General features: G+C 46.0%; 16 protein-coding genes. All 16 read left to right on the top strand.

All coding sequences use genetic code 11. From position 1 onward, the window contains the following. Positions 1-94: 94 nt before the first annotated feature. Positions 95-1,375, top strand: a complete 1,281-nt coding sequence (gene yfmF / locus AC6CIF_RS01150) for an EF-P 5-aminopentanol modification-associated protein YfmF (protein WP_498197450.1) — start codon at positions 95-97, stop codon at positions 1,373-1,375. 3 nt (positions 1,376-1,378) lie between these two features. Further along, positions 1,379-2,659, top strand: coding sequence for an EF-P 5-aminopentanol modification-associated protein YfmH (gene yfmH / locus AC6CIF_RS01145; protein ID WP_498197449.1), 1,281 nt, complete (start codon positions 1,379-1,381; stop codon positions 2,657-2,659). 1 nt (position 2,660) lies between these two features. After that, the gene (gene ymfI, locus AC6CIF_RS01140; protein ID WP_026081137.1) at positions 2,661-3,431 is read left to right on the top strand and encodes an elongation factor P 5-aminopentanone reductase; all 771 of its coding nucleotides are present in this window, start codon (positions 2,661-2,663) and stop codon (positions 3,429-3,431) included. A gap of 161 nt (positions 3,432-3,592) precedes the next feature. Further along, on the top strand, positions 3,593-3,856 hold the full coding sequence (locus AC6CIF_RS01135) for a DUF3243 domain-containing protein (RefSeq protein WP_076208865.1): 264 nt from the start codon (positions 3,593-3,595) through the stop codon (positions 3,854-3,856). 197 nt (positions 3,857-4,053) lie between these two features. Next, complete coding sequence (locus AC6CIF_RS01130; protein WP_053783847.1) at positions 4,054-4,821, top strand: DUF3388 domain-containing protein; 768 nt, start codon at positions 4,054-4,056, stop codon at positions 4,819-4,821. Positions 4,822-4,887: 66 nt separating this feature from the next. After that, positions 4,888-5,937 carry a helix-turn-helix domain-containing protein gene (locus AC6CIF_RS01125; RefSeq protein ID WP_498197447.1) on the top strand — a complete coding sequence of 350 codons (1,050 nt, stop codon included), beginning with the start codon at positions 4,888-4,890 and terminating at the stop codon, positions 5,935-5,937. A gap of 73 nt (positions 5,938-6,010) precedes the next feature. Further along, positions 6,011-6,175, top strand: a complete 165-nt coding sequence (locus tag AC6CIF_RS01120) for a hypothetical protein (RefSeq protein ID WP_167350848.1) — start codon at positions 6,011-6,013, stop codon at positions 6,173-6,175. 156 nt (positions 6,176-6,331) lie between these two features. Next, complete coding sequence (locus AC6CIF_RS01115) at positions 6,332-6,823, top strand: YajQ family cyclic di-GMP-binding protein (protein WP_017689115.1); 492 nt, start codon at positions 6,332-6,334, stop codon at positions 6,821-6,823. Between the two features lie 320 nt (positions 6,824-7,143). After that, positions 7,144-7,731, top strand: a complete 588-nt coding sequence (gene pgsA / locus AC6CIF_RS01110; RefSeq protein ID WP_076209484.1) for a CDP-diacylglycerol--glycerol-3-phosphate 3-phosphatidyltransferase — start codon at positions 7,144-7,146, stop codon at positions 7,729-7,731. A 107-nt stretch (positions 7,732-7,838) separates the two neighbouring features. Beyond that, a complete protein-coding gene (locus AC6CIF_RS01105) occupies positions 7,839-9,095 on the top strand; it encodes a competence/damage-inducible protein A (protein ID WP_036670416.1) in 1,257 nt (418 codons plus the stop codon). Between the two features lie 244 nt (positions 9,096-9,339). Next, positions 9,340-10,404, top strand: a complete 1,065-nt coding sequence (recA, locus tag AC6CIF_RS01100) for a recombinase RecA (protein ID WP_036609261.1) — start codon at positions 9,340-9,342, stop codon at positions 10,402-10,404. 283 nt (positions 10,405-10,687) lie between these two features. After that, entirely contained in the window at positions 10,688-11,425 is a 738-nt protein-coding gene (locus AC6CIF_RS01095; protein ID WP_076208863.1) for a regulatory protein RecX, read from the top strand. A gap of 310 nt (positions 11,426-11,735) precedes the next feature. After that, a complete protein-coding gene (gene rny / locus AC6CIF_RS01090; RefSeq protein ID WP_036670418.1) occupies positions 11,736-13,277 on the top strand; it encodes a ribonuclease Y in 1,542 nt (513 codons plus the stop codon). Between the two features lie 154 nt (positions 13,278-13,431). Beyond that, complete coding sequence (locus AC6CIF_RS01085) at positions 13,432-14,226, top strand: TIGR00282 family metallophosphoesterase (protein WP_036609256.1); 795 nt, start codon at positions 13,432-13,434, stop codon at positions 14,224-14,226. Positions 14,227-14,343: 117 nt separating this feature from the next. Beyond that, positions 14,344-14,604 (top strand): stage V sporulation protein S, encoded by a 261-nt coding sequence (locus AC6CIF_RS01080; protein ID WP_007430104.1) that lies wholly within the window; start codon positions 14,344-14,346, stop codon positions 14,602-14,604. An 85-nt stretch (positions 14,605-14,689) separates the two neighbouring features. After that, positions 14,690-15,691, top strand: a complete 1,002-nt coding sequence (locus AC6CIF_RS01075; protein ID WP_498197440.1) for a dipeptidase — start codon at positions 14,690-14,692, stop codon at positions 15,689-15,691. Positions 15,692-15,728: the final 37 nt, after the last annotated feature.

The following is a 15,728-nucleotide window of genomic DNA, read 5'->3' as shown; positions in this document are numbered from 1 at the left end:
GGTTGCTTCTTGCCTTTTGAATGGGTTAAAATGGTTGTTACGTTTAGCTTAATACGAATACATGACAAATGACGCCGTAAAGGGGTTTTGACATTTGAATACATCAGGATTCGAACGAGGTAACAAGAGAGAGTTTCGTATACATGTGCTTCCGACTAAACGTTTTAAAACGTTTGCTATATCGCTATATGCAGGAGTACCCTTACGAGAAGATACAGTAACCAAAGTAGCGCTGACACCTTTTGTTCTGCGACGCGGCACGGAGTCCTATCCGGAAACAACGCAATTTCGTGAGCAATTGGAGCATCTGTATGGAGCAGGTTTTGGTTTTGACGTTTATAAACGCGGGGATTACCAGATTGTACAGTTCCGAATGGATACCATTAATGATTCCTTTGTTGGAGGGGATGAGCAGCTATTGGATCGTTCATTTGCCTTCCTTGGAGAGGTTCTTACACGACCTGCACAGGAGAATGGACATTTCAGGACGTCTTATGTACAAGCGGAGCGAGAGACTGTTCGTAAAAAGCTGGAGTCCATCGTGAATGATAAAATGCGCTATGCCGCTGAACGCAGTATCGAGGAAATGTGCAAGAACGAGCCGTACCGTCTTCACCCGCTGGGTGAGCGGAAGGATCTGCCCGGAATTGAGCCTGACACACTGACTGCGTCTTATCAGGAGTGGCTGCAGCAGGCGAGTATGGATCTGTACGTGGTAGGGGATACGACACTGGAGGAGGTCGAGAACCTTGTTCAGCGTCATTTCAATGTAGATCGAACGTCCTCCTCTGATTACCAGACACAGGCAGCGGTTCGAGGAGATAAGGAAGTAGAGACTGTTGTTGAGCGACTGAATGTGAGTCAGGGAAAACTCAATATGGGACTCCGTACATCTATCACTTATGGAGATCCTCAGTATGCCGCAGCACTAATGTACAACGGGATTCTCGGTGGTTATCCTCATTCCAAGCTGTTTGTTAATGTTCGTGAAAAAGAAAGTCTTGCCTATTACGCTTCATCGCGATATGACGGACATAAGGGTATTGCGACGATTCAATCCGGGATTGAAATCCCTAATTATGAGAAGGCCGTCACCATCATCAAGCAGCAGCTGGAAGAAATGAAAAGCGGTACAATTAGTGATCTGGAAATGTCCCAGACCAGAGCAATGATCCGTAACCTGCTTAAGGAAATGCAGGATTCTGCTTTTGAGATGATCGCTTATGACTTCAATCGACAGTTGTCCGGCAAAGAGAGAACGGCTGAAGAACTGTTGGCTCAGGTAGAACATATTAGCAAGGAAGATGTGCGTGAGGCGGCAGAACAATTCCGTCTGGATACGATTTATTTCTTGCGGGATGAGAAGGAGGAATAATCGGTGGAGAGCATTCGGTATGAGCATTTGCAGGAGACACTATATTACGAAGTAATGGATAACGGACTGCATGTCTATATTTTGCCTAAACCGGGGTTCCAGAAAACGTATGCTACGTTTGCAACCAAGTATGGATCGGTGGATAATCATTTTCAGGTTAAAGGGCAGGAAGAAGTGAAGGTTCCGGATGGAATTGCTCATTTCCTGGAGCATAAAATGTTCGAAGAACCAACGGGTGATATTTTTGCGACGTTTGCATCTCATGGTGCTTCAGCTAACGCATTTACGAGCTTTGATCAGACGGTTTATTTGTTTTCAGCGACCGAACATGTGAATGAAAATATACAAACATTAGTCGACTTTGTGCAAAATCCTTACTTCACGGATCAAAATGTGGAAAAGGAAAAAGGTATCATCGGACAGGAAATTGACATGTATGCTGATAATCCGGATTGGCGTGTTTATTTTGGATTGATCGAAGCCATGTATCAGAAACATCCGGTGCATATCGATATAGCAGGAACGGTGGAATCCATCCGTACGATTACCAAAGAGATGTTGTATGAGTGTTATAACACCTTCTATCACCCGAGTAACATGCTCTTGTTTGTGGTGGGTGGTGTAGATCCACAAGAAGTTATTGATATGGTTCGATCGAACCAGGAGCAGAAGGGTTATAAGCCACAGGGGAGCATTCAACGTTTCTTCGAACCGGAGCCCGAGCAGGTAGGAGAAGCCAGACGGGAAGCAAAACTGGCTGTTTCACTGCCCAAATGTCTGTTTGGATTCAAGGAGACGGACGTTGGACTTACCGGGGAAGAATTGTTACGGCGAGATATGACAACGCAACTGATGATGGATCTTTTGTTTGGCTCAAGCACACGATTATTTCAGAAGCTCTACGATGAAGATCTGATCTCGGACAGCTTTGGACATGAGTATAACAGTTCGCCGCAATATGCGTTTTCAGCTATTGGTGGTGATACAAAAGACCCTGATCAACTGCTCGCGCGTATACGTGAAGAAGTGGATGCCATTGTAAAAAAAGGGTTTGATTCTACGGATTTTGAACGTGCACGCAAAAAGAAAATAGGCGGATATTTGCGTATGCTCAATTCTCCGGAGAACATTGCGCATGAATTTACACGTCAGCAATTCCGTGGCGGTGATTTTTTCAATATGCTCCCGCTCTATGAATCGATTACACTGGAAGATGTAAATCTCAGACTGAGAGAGCATATTCGCTGGGATCAACTGGCTGTATCGCTAGTCGTGAGTCCTTGATATGGAGAGGGGAACAGGACAATTGAAGGCAATCGGGGAAATGACTGTACTGGTAACTGGTGCAAGCGGTGGCATTGGAGCTGCTATCGCAGAACGCTTCGCCAGAGTGGGAATGAATGTTGTTATACACTATATGAAATCGCATGAAGCAGCGAATGAAGCCGCCAGACGGTGCATGGAGCAGGGCAGTGGAAAAATCATGACCGTGTCTGCGGATCTTCGCAGCCGGGAACAGATTGAGCGCATGCGTGAGAAGCTCGAGTCGCATAATCTCATGCCAGATATCCTTGTGAACAATGCAGGAATCTCGCACTATGGGATGTTGTCTGATGTTACAGAGGAGATTTGGGATGAAGTGATGGCGATTAATCTCAAAGGCACGTTTATGTGTACACAGGAAATGATGCCTCACATGATCTCCCAAAGGTATGGCCGAATCATTAATGTATCGTCGATCTGGGGACTGTCTGGTGCTTCTTGTGAGGTGCTGTATTCCACAACCAAGGGTGGGGTGAATGCATTCACCAAAGCGCTTGCGAAAGAACTCGCACCTTCCGGAGTAACCGTAAATGCCGTTGCTCCTGGCGCCGTTCAGACATCCATGCTGAACCATCTGGATCAGAGTGAACTGAAGATGCTGGAAGAGGAAATTCCGGCAGGAAGACTTGCTCAACCTGATGAAATCTCATCACTGGTTTATTTTCTTGCCCTCCCTGAATCGGGTTATATCAATGGGCAGATTATCAGTCCAAATGGCGGTTGGTTAACGTAAAAAGCAAGAAAACTCGACTGGCTGTGAACGAAATAGGTGAACATTGCTGAGAAGCTGCCGTCTTTCGGATTATTTTCAAAAGCTCGTATATAAAATGCCTGGAAAGCACATATTACAACTGTTGATTTTAAATCTCATGCGTCATCTAAGGAGGATTTATCATGTCAACAGAAAAAACAGTGCTCTCCAGTTTTGACACATGGAAGAAGTTCCTGGGTGACCGCGTACTGCAAGCAGAGAAGATGGGGATGAGTGAAGAAACCATCAACAAACTTGCGTATGAAATCGGCGACTTCCTTGATGAGAAAGTCGATCCGGCGAACCATTCCAACCGGGCATTGAAAGAGTTATGGGATGTCGGCGATGCAGATGAGCGTCGTACGATTGCGACCCTGATGGTCAAATTGGCCAAACAAAACGCATAAAATTACAGATGAAGAGCTCCCGCAAGGGGGCTTTTCTCTAATGATTACAAACGGATTACAGAGCTGTTCTTGTAATTCATTTTCATTTTATATATCATTAACGTGACCCATTTTTAGAAGATGTCTCAGATTGTTGTCCAGTGGACACGTTCTGTTGATGTCGAATAATGTGGAATAATGCATTACGGGGTGTTGAAATGGAATCTAAACAATGGTACATGGAATATAAAATACATAAGAACAGACCCGGTTTGTTAGGCGATATTGCCTCTATGCTGGGGATGCTTGAAGTGAATATATTGACCATTAACGGTGTTGAAGGCAAAACTCGAGGCATGCTGCTTGAATCGGATGATGATGAAAAGATCCGTTTGCTTGGTGAAATGCTTGGCAAAGTAAACAGCATCACCGTCTCGGCTTTGCGTCAACCTAAATTGGTGGATATTCTGGCCGTGCGTCATGGCAGATACATTGACCGTGACTCGGATGATCGCAAGACATTTCGTTTCACACGAGATGAACTTGGGTTACTTGTGGACTTTTTGGGTGAAGTATTTAAGAGGGAAGGCAATCAGGTCATCGGTTTGCGCGGAATGCCTCGTGTTGGCAAAACGGAGTCCATTATTGCGGGCAGCGTATGTGCAATGAAGCGATGGACGTTTGTTTCCTCCACACTTCTTCGTCAGACCATAAGGAGCCAACTCTCCGAGGACGAATTGAACCCAAACAATGTGTTCATTATCGATGGTATTGTTAGCACGATTCGCTCCAGTGAGCGGCATTATAACCTGTTGCAGGATATTATGACCATGCCTAGCACCAAAGTTATTGAACATCCGGATATTTTTGTTCAGGAATCCGAATATGATTTTAATGATTTTGATATTATTATTGAACTTCGCAACAATCCGAATGAAGAAATTATTTATGATACGTTTACGGCTAGCTACACCGATGAATTGTAAGGAACCGTACGGAATCATGGAATAGATTAGCAACAACTCAAGAGATAAACATAAGGAGGAGATGGCATGTCTGAACTGGGTCAGCAGTTAAGGGAGGCCCGGCTGCAAAAAGGGATGAGTCTTGACGATGTACAGGAAATGACAAAAATTCGCAAGAGGTATCTGGAGGCCATAGAAGCAGGAGACTACAAAGTGCTGCCGGGCAGCTTCTATGTGCGTGCTTTCATCAAAACCTATGCGGAGACCGTGGGACTGAACCCTGATGAGCTGCTGGAGGGACACAAAAAAGACGTACCCGCAGAAGAGACGGAAGCAACGATGGAACCGGTTATTCAGAAGCGTTCCAGCCGTCCGGTTGAGCGTAGTAATCGGTGGATGTCTGTCGCGTTGATGTGGACATTCCCTGTTTTGATCGTAGTACTGTTGTATGTATACGTGGTGTATAACAATGGTGATGAATCAGATAATCCGGGTCTTGATCAGGTCAAAATCACAGACAGTCAACAACAGCCTGAGGATAAACCGGATCAACCTGCCGACAACGGACAGGCATCTAATCCGCCTGCGACAGATTCAGGTACAGACGGTACTGGTGAAGGCGACGCTGGCGGTAACGGTGGCGGTACTGACACAGAAGGACAGACGGACGGTCAAACTGATGGCCAAACTGATGGTCAAACGGATGAAACTGAGGAAGAACCAACTGACAATTCACCGTCTAATGTGACTGTTGCAGAAGATGGGAAATCAGGGAATATTACGAACTTTAAAGTTAACGGTAGTGCAGGGCAACCTGTAACGGTTACGATCAAAGCAACAGGTAATAGCTGGCTTGAAGTGTACAAAGGCGAAAACTCCAGTGGAGAGAAGTTGGAGTATGGTAACACAGCCGAAGGTGACAGCTATACCTTTGAGTTGGATAGTGCAGGTATGTATATTAAGTCCGGTTACGCTGCAGCGACCACGATTGAGGTTGGCGGGCAAGTTGTAACGGATGGCAAGGCGACCAATCGGATTCGTTTGAAGCTTGGTGAAGACAGTAGTAGCACTACTTCTTCCACAGGTGTTGAAAATGGATCAACGGATGCTACAGGGGGGACCACGGGTAGCGAATAACCCAGTCAACTGCAGGAGACAATAATCGTGTCTTAACTTGCAGTTAACTTTTGGTGAAGTGAGGTGGATGGCTGTGACAGTCAGCTGGATCGTAACAGGTTTAGGGATCATTGTCAGCCTCCTGGGTTATTACTTGACTCCAAGTGCTTGGGGTTACGGAATATTGGGTTTTGGACTTGCACATGTACTTTTGGGTGTGCTCGATATGTTCAGACAGCCCAACCGGAGCCGCTACTAGTTGGAGGATGGACCAGCAAAGCATTTTTGGCAGCCACTTCAAGTGGAAGCCAAAAATGCTTTTTCTCTTTGTGTAAAGCAGCTTGAAATTAGACTTTTGCTTAAGGTATCCTCTATAATGTTACAGAACATACGATTAACTGAAAGGGTGACTGGTTTGAGTTCAGAAAATTCATTTGATATCGTGTCCAAAATGGACTTGCAAGAACTGACAAATGCCGTTACACAAACCGAGAAGGAAATTGGCACTCGTTATGACTTCAAGGGCAGCAAGAGCAGCCTGAAACTGGATAAGGATGCGTTAACGATCGTATCTGATGATGAGACCAAACTCAAGGCTGTTATTGACGTGCTGCAATCCAAAATGGCGAAGCGTGGTCTACCATTGAAAAACATCGATTACGCAAAGGTAGAGCCAGCGTCTTCTGGTACAGTCCGCCAGCGTTTGAATTTTAAACAGGGGATTGATCAGGACATCGCCAAGAAAATCAATATCCTGATTCGGGATTCCAAGATGAAGGTAAAGAGTCAGATTCAGGGAGACCAACTCCGGGTAACTGGTAAGAGTAAAAATGATTTGCAAGCTGTCATGCAGCTGCTAAATGGTGCTAACCTGCCTCTGGATTTGCAATATACAAATTTCAAGTAATATGGCCTTTTTGTAGCAAAAGTGTTTTTTGACACGGTATTGGGCGTATATTATACTAAGTGTGCATTGCTGGCAGTCAAGCATCAAGTCCAGTCCTCATCGTTTGCTGACTTTGTGAAAAGCAGTACATCTTCTGGAAGTCACCGGAACGTTTAAAGCGTTTTGCTTTTGAGCGGTTGACTTTATTTTTTGCGTTTCTACATAGTGGGATCATGTTAATATGGATTGACATTGAAACTTGTACATTTCATGTTCCGGATGATGATAACGGGATTATGATGATTGTTTGGAGTAATGGAGGATATGAGGGAGGGCGTCTTGTGAATTTACCCAACCGGATTACGCTTGCACGAATTTGCTTAATCCCTTTTTTGATGGTGTTCCTGCTCGTGGATTTTCCATTTTATCCAGAGCCGTTGCAGCTTGGAAGCTTTTCGCTTCCGTATAATCAACTGATTGCTGCTGTTATTTTTATCATCGCCGCAAGCACAGATGGAATTGACGGATACCTTGCGCGGAAAAATAACATGGTTACCAATCTGGGGAAACTGCTCGATCCACTCGCAGACAAGCTGCTGGTTACTGCAGTTTTGATCTCGCTTGTGGAGATGGGCAAGCTGGATTCCTGGATTGCAGTTGTGATTATTAGTCGTGAATTTGCAGTTACCGGCTTGCGTCAAATTGCATTGCTGGATGGTTCGGTTGTTGCCGCCAGTGCTTGGGGCAAGCTGAAGACTGTAGTGCAGATTGTGGCGATTGTGCTGTTGCTGTTGAACAATTTCCCGTTTTCATACACGGGTATTCACGTTGATATTATCGCGGTATGGGCAGCAGCGCTTATTACCATCTGGTCGGGTATCGATTACTTTATCAAAAACAAAAACCTGCTTCATTTTACAAAAGCATAATGGTTTGTTCTTAAATGGGTAATCATGAAGGAAGCATTGGGTCAGGGGCAATAGGAAATTATCCTATTGCCCTTTGATCACTCACCAAGTGTACAGGAGGATGCTCAATGAAGGCAGAAATCATTGCAGTTGGCACAGAGCTACTGCTTGGACAAATCGTCAATACCAATGCCAGATACCTATCCCGTGAATTGGCTGCGATGGGGATCGATGTATATTTCCAAACGGTGGTTGGGGATAACCTGAACCGGCTTAGTGAAGCTATTCGCATTGCGCAGAGCCGTGCAGACGTTATTTTATTTTCCGGTGGCATCGGACCTACCCAAGATGATCTGACCAAGGATGCGCTCGCAGCTGTTCTTAACCGGAAACTGCATACAGATCGAATGGCAATGGACAAAATTGAGAGCTTTTTCAGAGATCGTAATGTGGACATGACAGAGAATAACCGACGTCAGGCGATCGTTATTGATGGCGGAACACCTCTGGCCAACGAAACAGGCCTTGCGGCTGGAAATGCGATTTCTGACAATGACAAATATTATGTTGTGATGCCTGGACCACCTAAAGAGTTGATTCCAATGTTTGAACAGGAAGTCAAACCTTGGCTGTTCCAGCATGTACTCACTGAAGAGATGCCGATCTATTCCCGAATGCTGAAATTCGCAGGTATTGGTGAATCTGCTCTGGAAGATCGACTTCTGGATCTGATTGACGCGCAGACAGACCCTACGATTGCTCCTTACGCGAGTGAAGGCGAAGTTACGGTACGTGTCTCCACAAAGGCTGCGAGTGAGGGAGAGGCGAAGCTGAAGCTGGATGCGATGGAGGTTCAGATTCGGGAGCGTTTGACAGAACATCTCTACGCGAACGAGGATGTGCCTATAGAGTACACGATTGTAACCATGATGTCTGACATGGGGCTGACGCTGAGCGCTGCTGAGAGCTGTACAGGAGGGCTTGTCATGCAAAGTCTGACCTCTGTACCCGGAAGTGCATCAATGCTCAAAGGTGGAATTGTTTGTTACTCCAATGAAATTAAAGAAAAGCTGCTGAATGTGCCTCATGATTATCTGGAAGGTGAAGATGCACCTGGGGCGGTAAGCCCTGAGGTTGCAAAAGTGCTTGCTGAGCAGATCCGCATGATTGGCGATGCTGATTTTGGCTTGGCTGTTACCGGTGTAGCTGGACCGGGATATTCGGAACGCAAACCACCCGGACTTGTCTTCATCGCTCTTGCTGAACGTGGAAAAGAGACGGAAATTCATGAGCTGCGTATTAATGGTAATCGCGAGACGGTTCGCATTCGTTCAGCCAAAGCGATTCTCTATCGCTTATGGCAAAAACTTGTGGCGATGGATTGATTAGTTAATCGCTTCGATTGCATTTACAGTTCCAAGCAAGTATAATTAAGGAAGACGGAAGAACCGTAGAATTAGGCTTTACAGCCTTGTTTACGGTTCTTTTTTCTGTTTAATGGAAAGTTTCCTTGAGGAAGAGGCGCCTCGGCCTTTACAAAAAAAAACGAATGTATGTTCGAAAAAAAGCTTGGCAAACGTGTTAAAACAAGGTATCATTATCTTATAAACAGTAAAGGGTGTGAGCTTATTGTCAGACCGTCGTGCCGCGCTTGATATGGCGCTCCGTCAAATAGAGAAGCAATTTGGTAAAGGATCCATCATGAAACTGGGTGAGTCCACTCATATGAATGTGGAAATTATTCCCAGCGGTTCCTTGGCTTTGGATATTGCATTAGGAACAGGCGGCTTGCCTAAAGGCCGTATTGTTGAAATATATGGACCTGAATCCTCTGGTAAAACAACCGTAGCATTGCATGCTATCGCTGAAGTACAAAGAGCGGGTGGACAAGCTGCATTTATCGATGCCGAGCATGCTCTTGACCCACAATACGCAAGCAAACTTGGTGTTAATATTGATGAATTGCTTCTGTCTCAGCCAGATACGGGTGAGCAAGGGCTGGAAATTGCAGAAGCTCTTGTTCGCAGTGGTGCAGTAGATATCGTCGTTATTGACTCTGTAGCCGCATTGGTTCCAAAAGCAGAGATTGAAGGCGAAATGGGTGATTCACACGTTGGTTTGCAAGCGCGTTTGATGTCTCAGGCGCTGCGTAAACTGTCTGGTGCAATCAGCAAATCCAAAACAATCGCAATCTTCATTAACCAGCTTCGTGAGAAAGTCGGCGTTATGTTTGGTAACCCGGAAACAACACCTGGTGGTCGTGCTCTGAAGTTTTATTCTACAGTACGTCTGGATGTGCGTCGTATTGAGAGTATCAAATCAGGCAATGACATGATTGGTAATCGTACTCGTATTAAAGTTGTGAAAAACAAAGTGGCACCTCCGTTTAAACAAGCGGAAGTGGATATCATGTATGGCGAGGGTATCTCGAGAGAAGGTAGTATCATTGACATTGGTACAGAGCTGGACATCGTTAATAAAAGTGGTGCATGGTACTCCTACGAAGGCGAGCGTTTAGGACAAGGCCGTGAGAACGCAAAGCAGTTCATGAAAGAGCATAAAGATATTGCTGACATCATTGAACAAAAAATTCGTGTAGCCAGTAACTTGGTTACTGCAGTTCCTGCGCCAACTAGTGAAGAGCAACAAAAAGAAGCAGCAGAAGAACAAGAATTGTTTGAAATCAACGAGTAATCTCTCGAAACCTCCTTGTAGGGAGGGATCCTGAGGGTGTTCCCCACTGGACTCCGTAAACTTATCTGATTGAGCTTGGATCAATCTGGATAATGGATTGTAGTGTGGGAGTACTCGTGCTGTCTAACAGCCCCTGTCCCAATGGACAGGGGCTGTTAGCACGCTAACTGTGGAGTAAAGGCCGGGCAGAGTTCCCGGTCTTTTGTGTTATTGGTGTTCTTTGTCTATGTGAAGGTGTGCTTGGCGTAGTCAGAATGAAAATGTTATGAAAGGGGAGACCAGAATGGATCAACATGACGAGGATTTATATGAAGAAGCAGAACAGGACGGCCTATCCCAATTTCCGGACAACGAAGAACTTATTATTACACGTGTAGAACGAACGAAGAGCAGGCAAGCTCGTTATCGAATCACTTTTGGCATCCACTCCATTACGGTTCTTGAAGATGTGATGATTAAATACAGGATGACTCAAGGTAATACGTTTATGAAGAAGGATCTGGAGGAAATCATTGTAGCTGACGAGCGACAGCGGACGTATGCACAGTCTCTGCGTTTTTTGGAGCATAAACCGCGCACACGCCATGAATTAAGTCAGAAACTTCGTCAGAAGGAGTTTGCTGCACCTTTGATTGAAGAGGCGCTGGATCGGCTTGAGCGGGAGAACCTGGTGGATGACGATCTATTTGCGAAGGAATGGACAAGACAGCGTATGGAGGGCAAGCGGAAGGGAAAACTGTGGATAAGGCAAGAGCTGCGGCAAAAGGGCATTGCCAATGATCTCATTGTTGAGGCACTAGAAGGGATCAGTACAGATGCGGAATTTGAGACTGCCTTGAGTGCAGGACGCAAAAAATGGAATCAGGTCAAAGGGGACGTCAAAGAGAAGAAAAATAAAACGCTTCCCTTCCTAATGAGACGTGGTTTTTCAATGGATATGGTGCGCCGGGTCGTGAATTGTTTAATTGAAGAAGATGAGGCTGGGGACCCTGAAGATGACGAAGCGTTGTTATGGGATTAGCAGACTAGAGTCTCTATACTGCATTCTCTTGACAATTTCTTTCGTCAAATACTAAAATGGACATGAGTCTGTAAGAAATGGACAACCCTTTTTCCTTCCAAAAAAGCGGTTTCGGTTTCTTAAGATTTATACCATTCTTAATTATGGGTTCGCTGGAAACAGTGAATAGTACGTGGAAACATGTACATGTGAAATGAAAATCGGCGGGGGATCGCCGTGAGTATTCGTTATTCCCAAACATATGTAAGGTTTGAAAACTGCAAATTGACCCAAGGAATGCCTTGGAGGAACCAACGAGGAGGTGAACAGTATGGAAATTGCAATCACGATCGCTCTCGTTGCAGCCGCGCTATTCATTGGGTTCGGAGTAGGATATTTTATTCGCAAATCTCTTGCAGAGGCTAAAATCTCTAGTGCGGAACAAGCTGCCGTACAAATCGTGGAGAACGCGAAGAAAGAGGCAGAAGCACTGAAGAAAGAAACGGTGCTGGAGGCGAAGGATGAAATCCATCGCATTCGCGCTGAAGCTGAAAAAGACACTCGTGAACGTCGGAATGAAATTCAACGACAAGAAAGACGATTGTTGCAAAAAGAAGAGTCGCTGGATAAAAAATTGGAATCACTCGAACGTAAAGAAGAGCAAGTGGCTAACAAAGAGAAACGAATTGATGAGACTCAGCAGCAGATCGAAATGATTTACAAAAACCAGGTGACAGAGTTGGAACGTATATCCAACCTCACCATGGAAGACGCACGCAGTATCATACTGTCCAACGTAGAACAGGAAGTTCGTCATGAGACGGCTCAAATGATCAAGGACATTGAACAACAAGCGAAGGAAGAAGCGGACAAAAAGTCCCGCGAGATTATTACACTCGCCATCCAACGTTGTGCGGCTGACCACGTAGCGGAAACAACGGTATCTGTTGTTACCCTGCCAAATGAAGAAATGAAAGGCCGGATTATCGGTCGTGAAGGACGTAACATCCGTGCGCTTGAAACCCTTACAGGGATTGACCTCATTATCGATGATACGCCAGAAGCTGTTATTCTGTCGGGCTTTGACCCGATTCGCCGTGAGATCGCCCGTACTGCCCTGGAGAAACTGGTGGCTGATGGACGTATTCACCCGGCACGGATTGAAGAGATGGTTGAGAAATCCCGTAAAGAAGTGGATGAGCGCATCCGTGAATACGGTGAGCAAGCTACCTTTGAAGTGGGCGTGCATGGTCTGCATCCGGATCTGATCAAAATTTTGGGCCGGTTGAAGTTCCGTACAAGTTACGGTCAGAACGTCTTGAAACATTCGATGGAAGTCGCTTATCTGGCTGGACTGATGGCTGGCGAACTCGGAGAAGACGTAACTCTGGCAAGACGTGCAGGTCTATTGCATGACATCGGTAAAGCGCTGGATCACGAAGTGGAAGGATCACACGTCGAAATTGGCGTGGAACTGGCGAAGAAATACAAAGAACATCCGGTTGTAATCAACAGTATCGCGTCCCATCACGGAGATTGCGAAGCGACTTCGGTCATTGCCATGTTGGTTGGCGCAGCAGATGCGCTCTCCGCAGCAAGACCAGGCGCACGCCGCGAAACGCTGGAAACGTATATCAAACGACTGGAGAAGCTGGAAGAAATCTCAGAATCCTTCGAAGGTGTCGAGAAATCGTACGCCATTCAGGCCGGACGCGAAGTTCGCGTTATGGTACAGCCTGAGAAAATCGATGATGCTGAAGCCTTCCGCTTAGCCCGTGACATCACGAAGATGATTGAGAATGAACTCGACTATCCGGGTCACATCAAAGTCACCGTCATCCGGGAAACCCGTGCGGTTGAATACGCAAAATAGAGCATTACGGAAAAGTGGCCGCAGTAGTGGGCCACTTTTCCTGTTGATAGCCTGTTAAAAGGCAACTACACATCATGGAGCATGAGATAGAGTCCTGCAAAGGTTCAACATTTGAAGTAAGAGGACTTTGCAGGAATTGAGGAGGCAGTAATCAATGAAAGTTTTGTTTATTGGTGACATTGTAGGTAACGTGGGACGTAAGGCATTAAAGGAAAATTTACCGTACCTGAAATCGAAGTATAAGCCACATGTGGTGATTGTGAATGGTGAAAATGCGGCAGCAGGTCGTGGCATTACCGGTGCAATCGCAAATGAGTTTTTCAACTGGGGTGTACATGGTATTACACTTGGTAATCATACTTGGGACAATAAGGATATTTTTGATTTTATAGATGATGAGCCCCGCATGATTCGTCCAGCGAACTTTCCACCAGGCACACCAGGACGAGGGTACACGGTTGTCAAAGGCGAAGGGAAAGAGCTAGCGATTGTCAATCTTCAAGGAAGAACGTTCCTGCCTGCTCTGGATTGTCCATTCCGTGTAGCTGATGAAATTGTAGATGAGCTGCGCCAAGACCATAAATGTATTTTGGTCGATATGCATGCTGAAGCGACGTCAGAAAAGATTGCCATGGGATGGCATCTGGATGGACGTGCGTCTCTCGTTGTAGGTACACATACACATGTACAGAGTAATGATGATCGGATTTTGCCTGGAGGAACAGCTTACTTGACGGATGCAGGCATGGTAGGGCCTCGTGACGGTATATTGGGTATGGAGCGTGAGGCCGTGCTGCGTAAGTTCTACACTCAGCTGCCTGTACGTTTCGTTGTAGATGATGGCAAATGGCACTTCCATGGTGTTTTTGTTGAAATTGATGAAGCCACAGGTGCGGCAACACGCATCGAAAAAATTCGTCTGACGGAGGATGAGTGGCGCATGGAATAGGGGTATTGTCCCAATTTGCAGGGAAACCCGTCTAAAAAGAAGGAATTTTTTTGCCTCCCGCGAATAACATCTAGTAAGTGGAAACAAACTTTCAACATTCCCAGGGAGGTACTTACCATGGATGTATTAAAAGTTTCAGCAAAGTCCAATCCTAATTCTGTAGCCGGCGCTCTTGCAGGGGTTCTTCGTGAACGTGGAAATGCTGAACTGCAGGCAATTGGAGCGGGAGCACTGAACCAAGCCATTAAAGCGGTAGCGATAGCCCGGGGATTTGTAGCACCAAGCGGAGTTGACCTGATTTGTATTCCAGCTTTTACAGACATTGTGATCGACGGCGAGGACCGAACGGCCATTAAGCTGATTGTGGAGCCCAGATAATACATGCAGTATGCATTGAACCTGTTTACGATGTAGACAGGTTTTTTTGCGTTTTTTTGCAATCACATATTGAGGAGGGTTTAAGATGTCCATGTCTGATTGGCGTGTAGCTGATTTTCACTGTGATGCACTGAGCAAAATTTTGATGCAGCCTGCCCTTTCATTTGAAAATGCTCCACAACTGGATGTGAACTTGCAACGTTTGAAAGAGGGGAATGTAGGGTTGCAGGCGTTCGCCATCTATTTACCCGAAGTACTTGGCAGAGGCAAGTTTGAACATGTCATGGGGCAGTTGGAGATTTATCGTAGACGTGTGGAGAGAAGTCAGGAGTGGCCTGCCGGCACACAGACGTTGTTATGGCGTGAACAGGTGGCTCAGGTGGGGCAAACAGAGGGTCCGTGGGGATTAATCACACTGGAGGGTGTGGATGGCCTGGAGGGCAACCTGTTCTATCTGGAGTTATGTTATCAGATGGGCGTTCGAATTATTGGACTAACGTGGAATTATGCCAATTGGGCGGCCGACGGAGTCATGGAGAAGCGTGGAGCAGGTCTGACCGAGAAGGGGAAGGAACTGGTGCGCCAGTGTAATGAAATCGGAATGCTGCTTGACGTGTCACATCTGACAGAGAAAGGGTTCTGGGAACTGGCTGACTTGAGTAAACGTCCTTTTATCGCCTCCCACTCCAACAGTTACAGCGTATGTCCCCATGTGCGTAATCTGAAAGATGATCAGATTCAGGCTATCATTGCCCGGGAAGGGCGGATTGGACTGACGTTTGTACCCTGGTTTGTAAAGCAGGAGGGTGAGGTACATATAGAAGATCTGCTGCCTCATATTGAGGAGATCTGCTCTCTGGGCGGGCAACATCACCTGATGATGGGGTCCGATTTTGATGGGATCTCAACGTATATTCAGAGACTTGAACATTCAGGACATTATCCGAGACTGAAGGAAATCCTGCTCAAGCATTATGATGAACATCTGGTTCGTGGCTGGTTGTGGGGGAATGCGATGAGTTATCTGGGGGAACACTTGCCAGAGAGCAATCCGAAGATGCAGATAAAGGGGAATTCCATGAAATAGTGAACTGGTGTGTGCGTTGAATGGGTTGAATTGAAAC

The sequence above is a fragment of the Paenibacillus sp. GQ49 genome (assembly GCF_059759055.1).
The sequence above is the reverse complement of the archived record's forward strand: the minus strand, read 5'-3'. Positions and strand labels throughout refer to the sequence as shown.

What these genes read in the sequence shown, in the direction of transcription:
- ymfI (WP_026081137.1), top strand. Translation starts at nt 2,661, where the DNA reads ATGGAGAGGGGAACAGGACAATTGAAGGCAATCGGGGAAATGACTGTA.
- AC6CIF_RS01135 (WP_076208865.1), top strand. Translation starts at nt 3,593, where the DNA reads ATGTCAACAGAAAAAACAGTGCTCTCCAGTTTTGACACATGGAAGAAG.
- AC6CIF_RS01130 (WP_053783847.1), top strand. Translation starts at nt 4,054, where the DNA reads ATGGAATCTAAACAATGGTACATGGAATATAAAATACATAAGAACAGA.
- AC6CIF_RS01125 (WP_498197447.1), top strand. Translation starts at nt 4,888, where the DNA reads ATGTCTGAACTGGGTCAGCAGTTAAGGGAGGCCCGGCTGCAAAAAGGG.
- AC6CIF_RS01105 (WP_036670416.1), top strand. Translation starts at nt 7,839, where the DNA reads ATGAAGGCAGAAATCATTGCAGTTGGCACAGAGCTACTGCTTGGACAA.
- AC6CIF_RS01095 (WP_076208863.1), top strand. Translation starts at nt 10,688, where the DNA reads ATGGATCAACATGACGAGGATTTATATGAAGAAGCAGAACAGGACGGC.
- rny (WP_036670418.1), top strand. Translation starts at nt 11,736, where the DNA reads ATGGAAATTGCAATCACGATCGCTCTCGTTGCAGCCGCGCTATTCATT.
- AC6CIF_RS01085 (WP_036609256.1), top strand. Translation starts at nt 13,432, where the DNA reads ATGAAAGTTTTGTTTATTGGTGACATTGTAGGTAACGTGGGACGTAAG.
- AC6CIF_RS01080 (WP_007430104.1), top strand. Translation starts at nt 14,344, where the DNA reads ATGGATGTATTAAAAGTTTCAGCAAAGTCCAATCCTAATTCTGTAGCC.
- AC6CIF_RS01075 (WP_498197440.1), top strand. Translation starts at nt 14,690, where the DNA reads ATGTCCATGTCTGATTGGCGTGTAGCTGATTTTCACTGTGATGCACTG.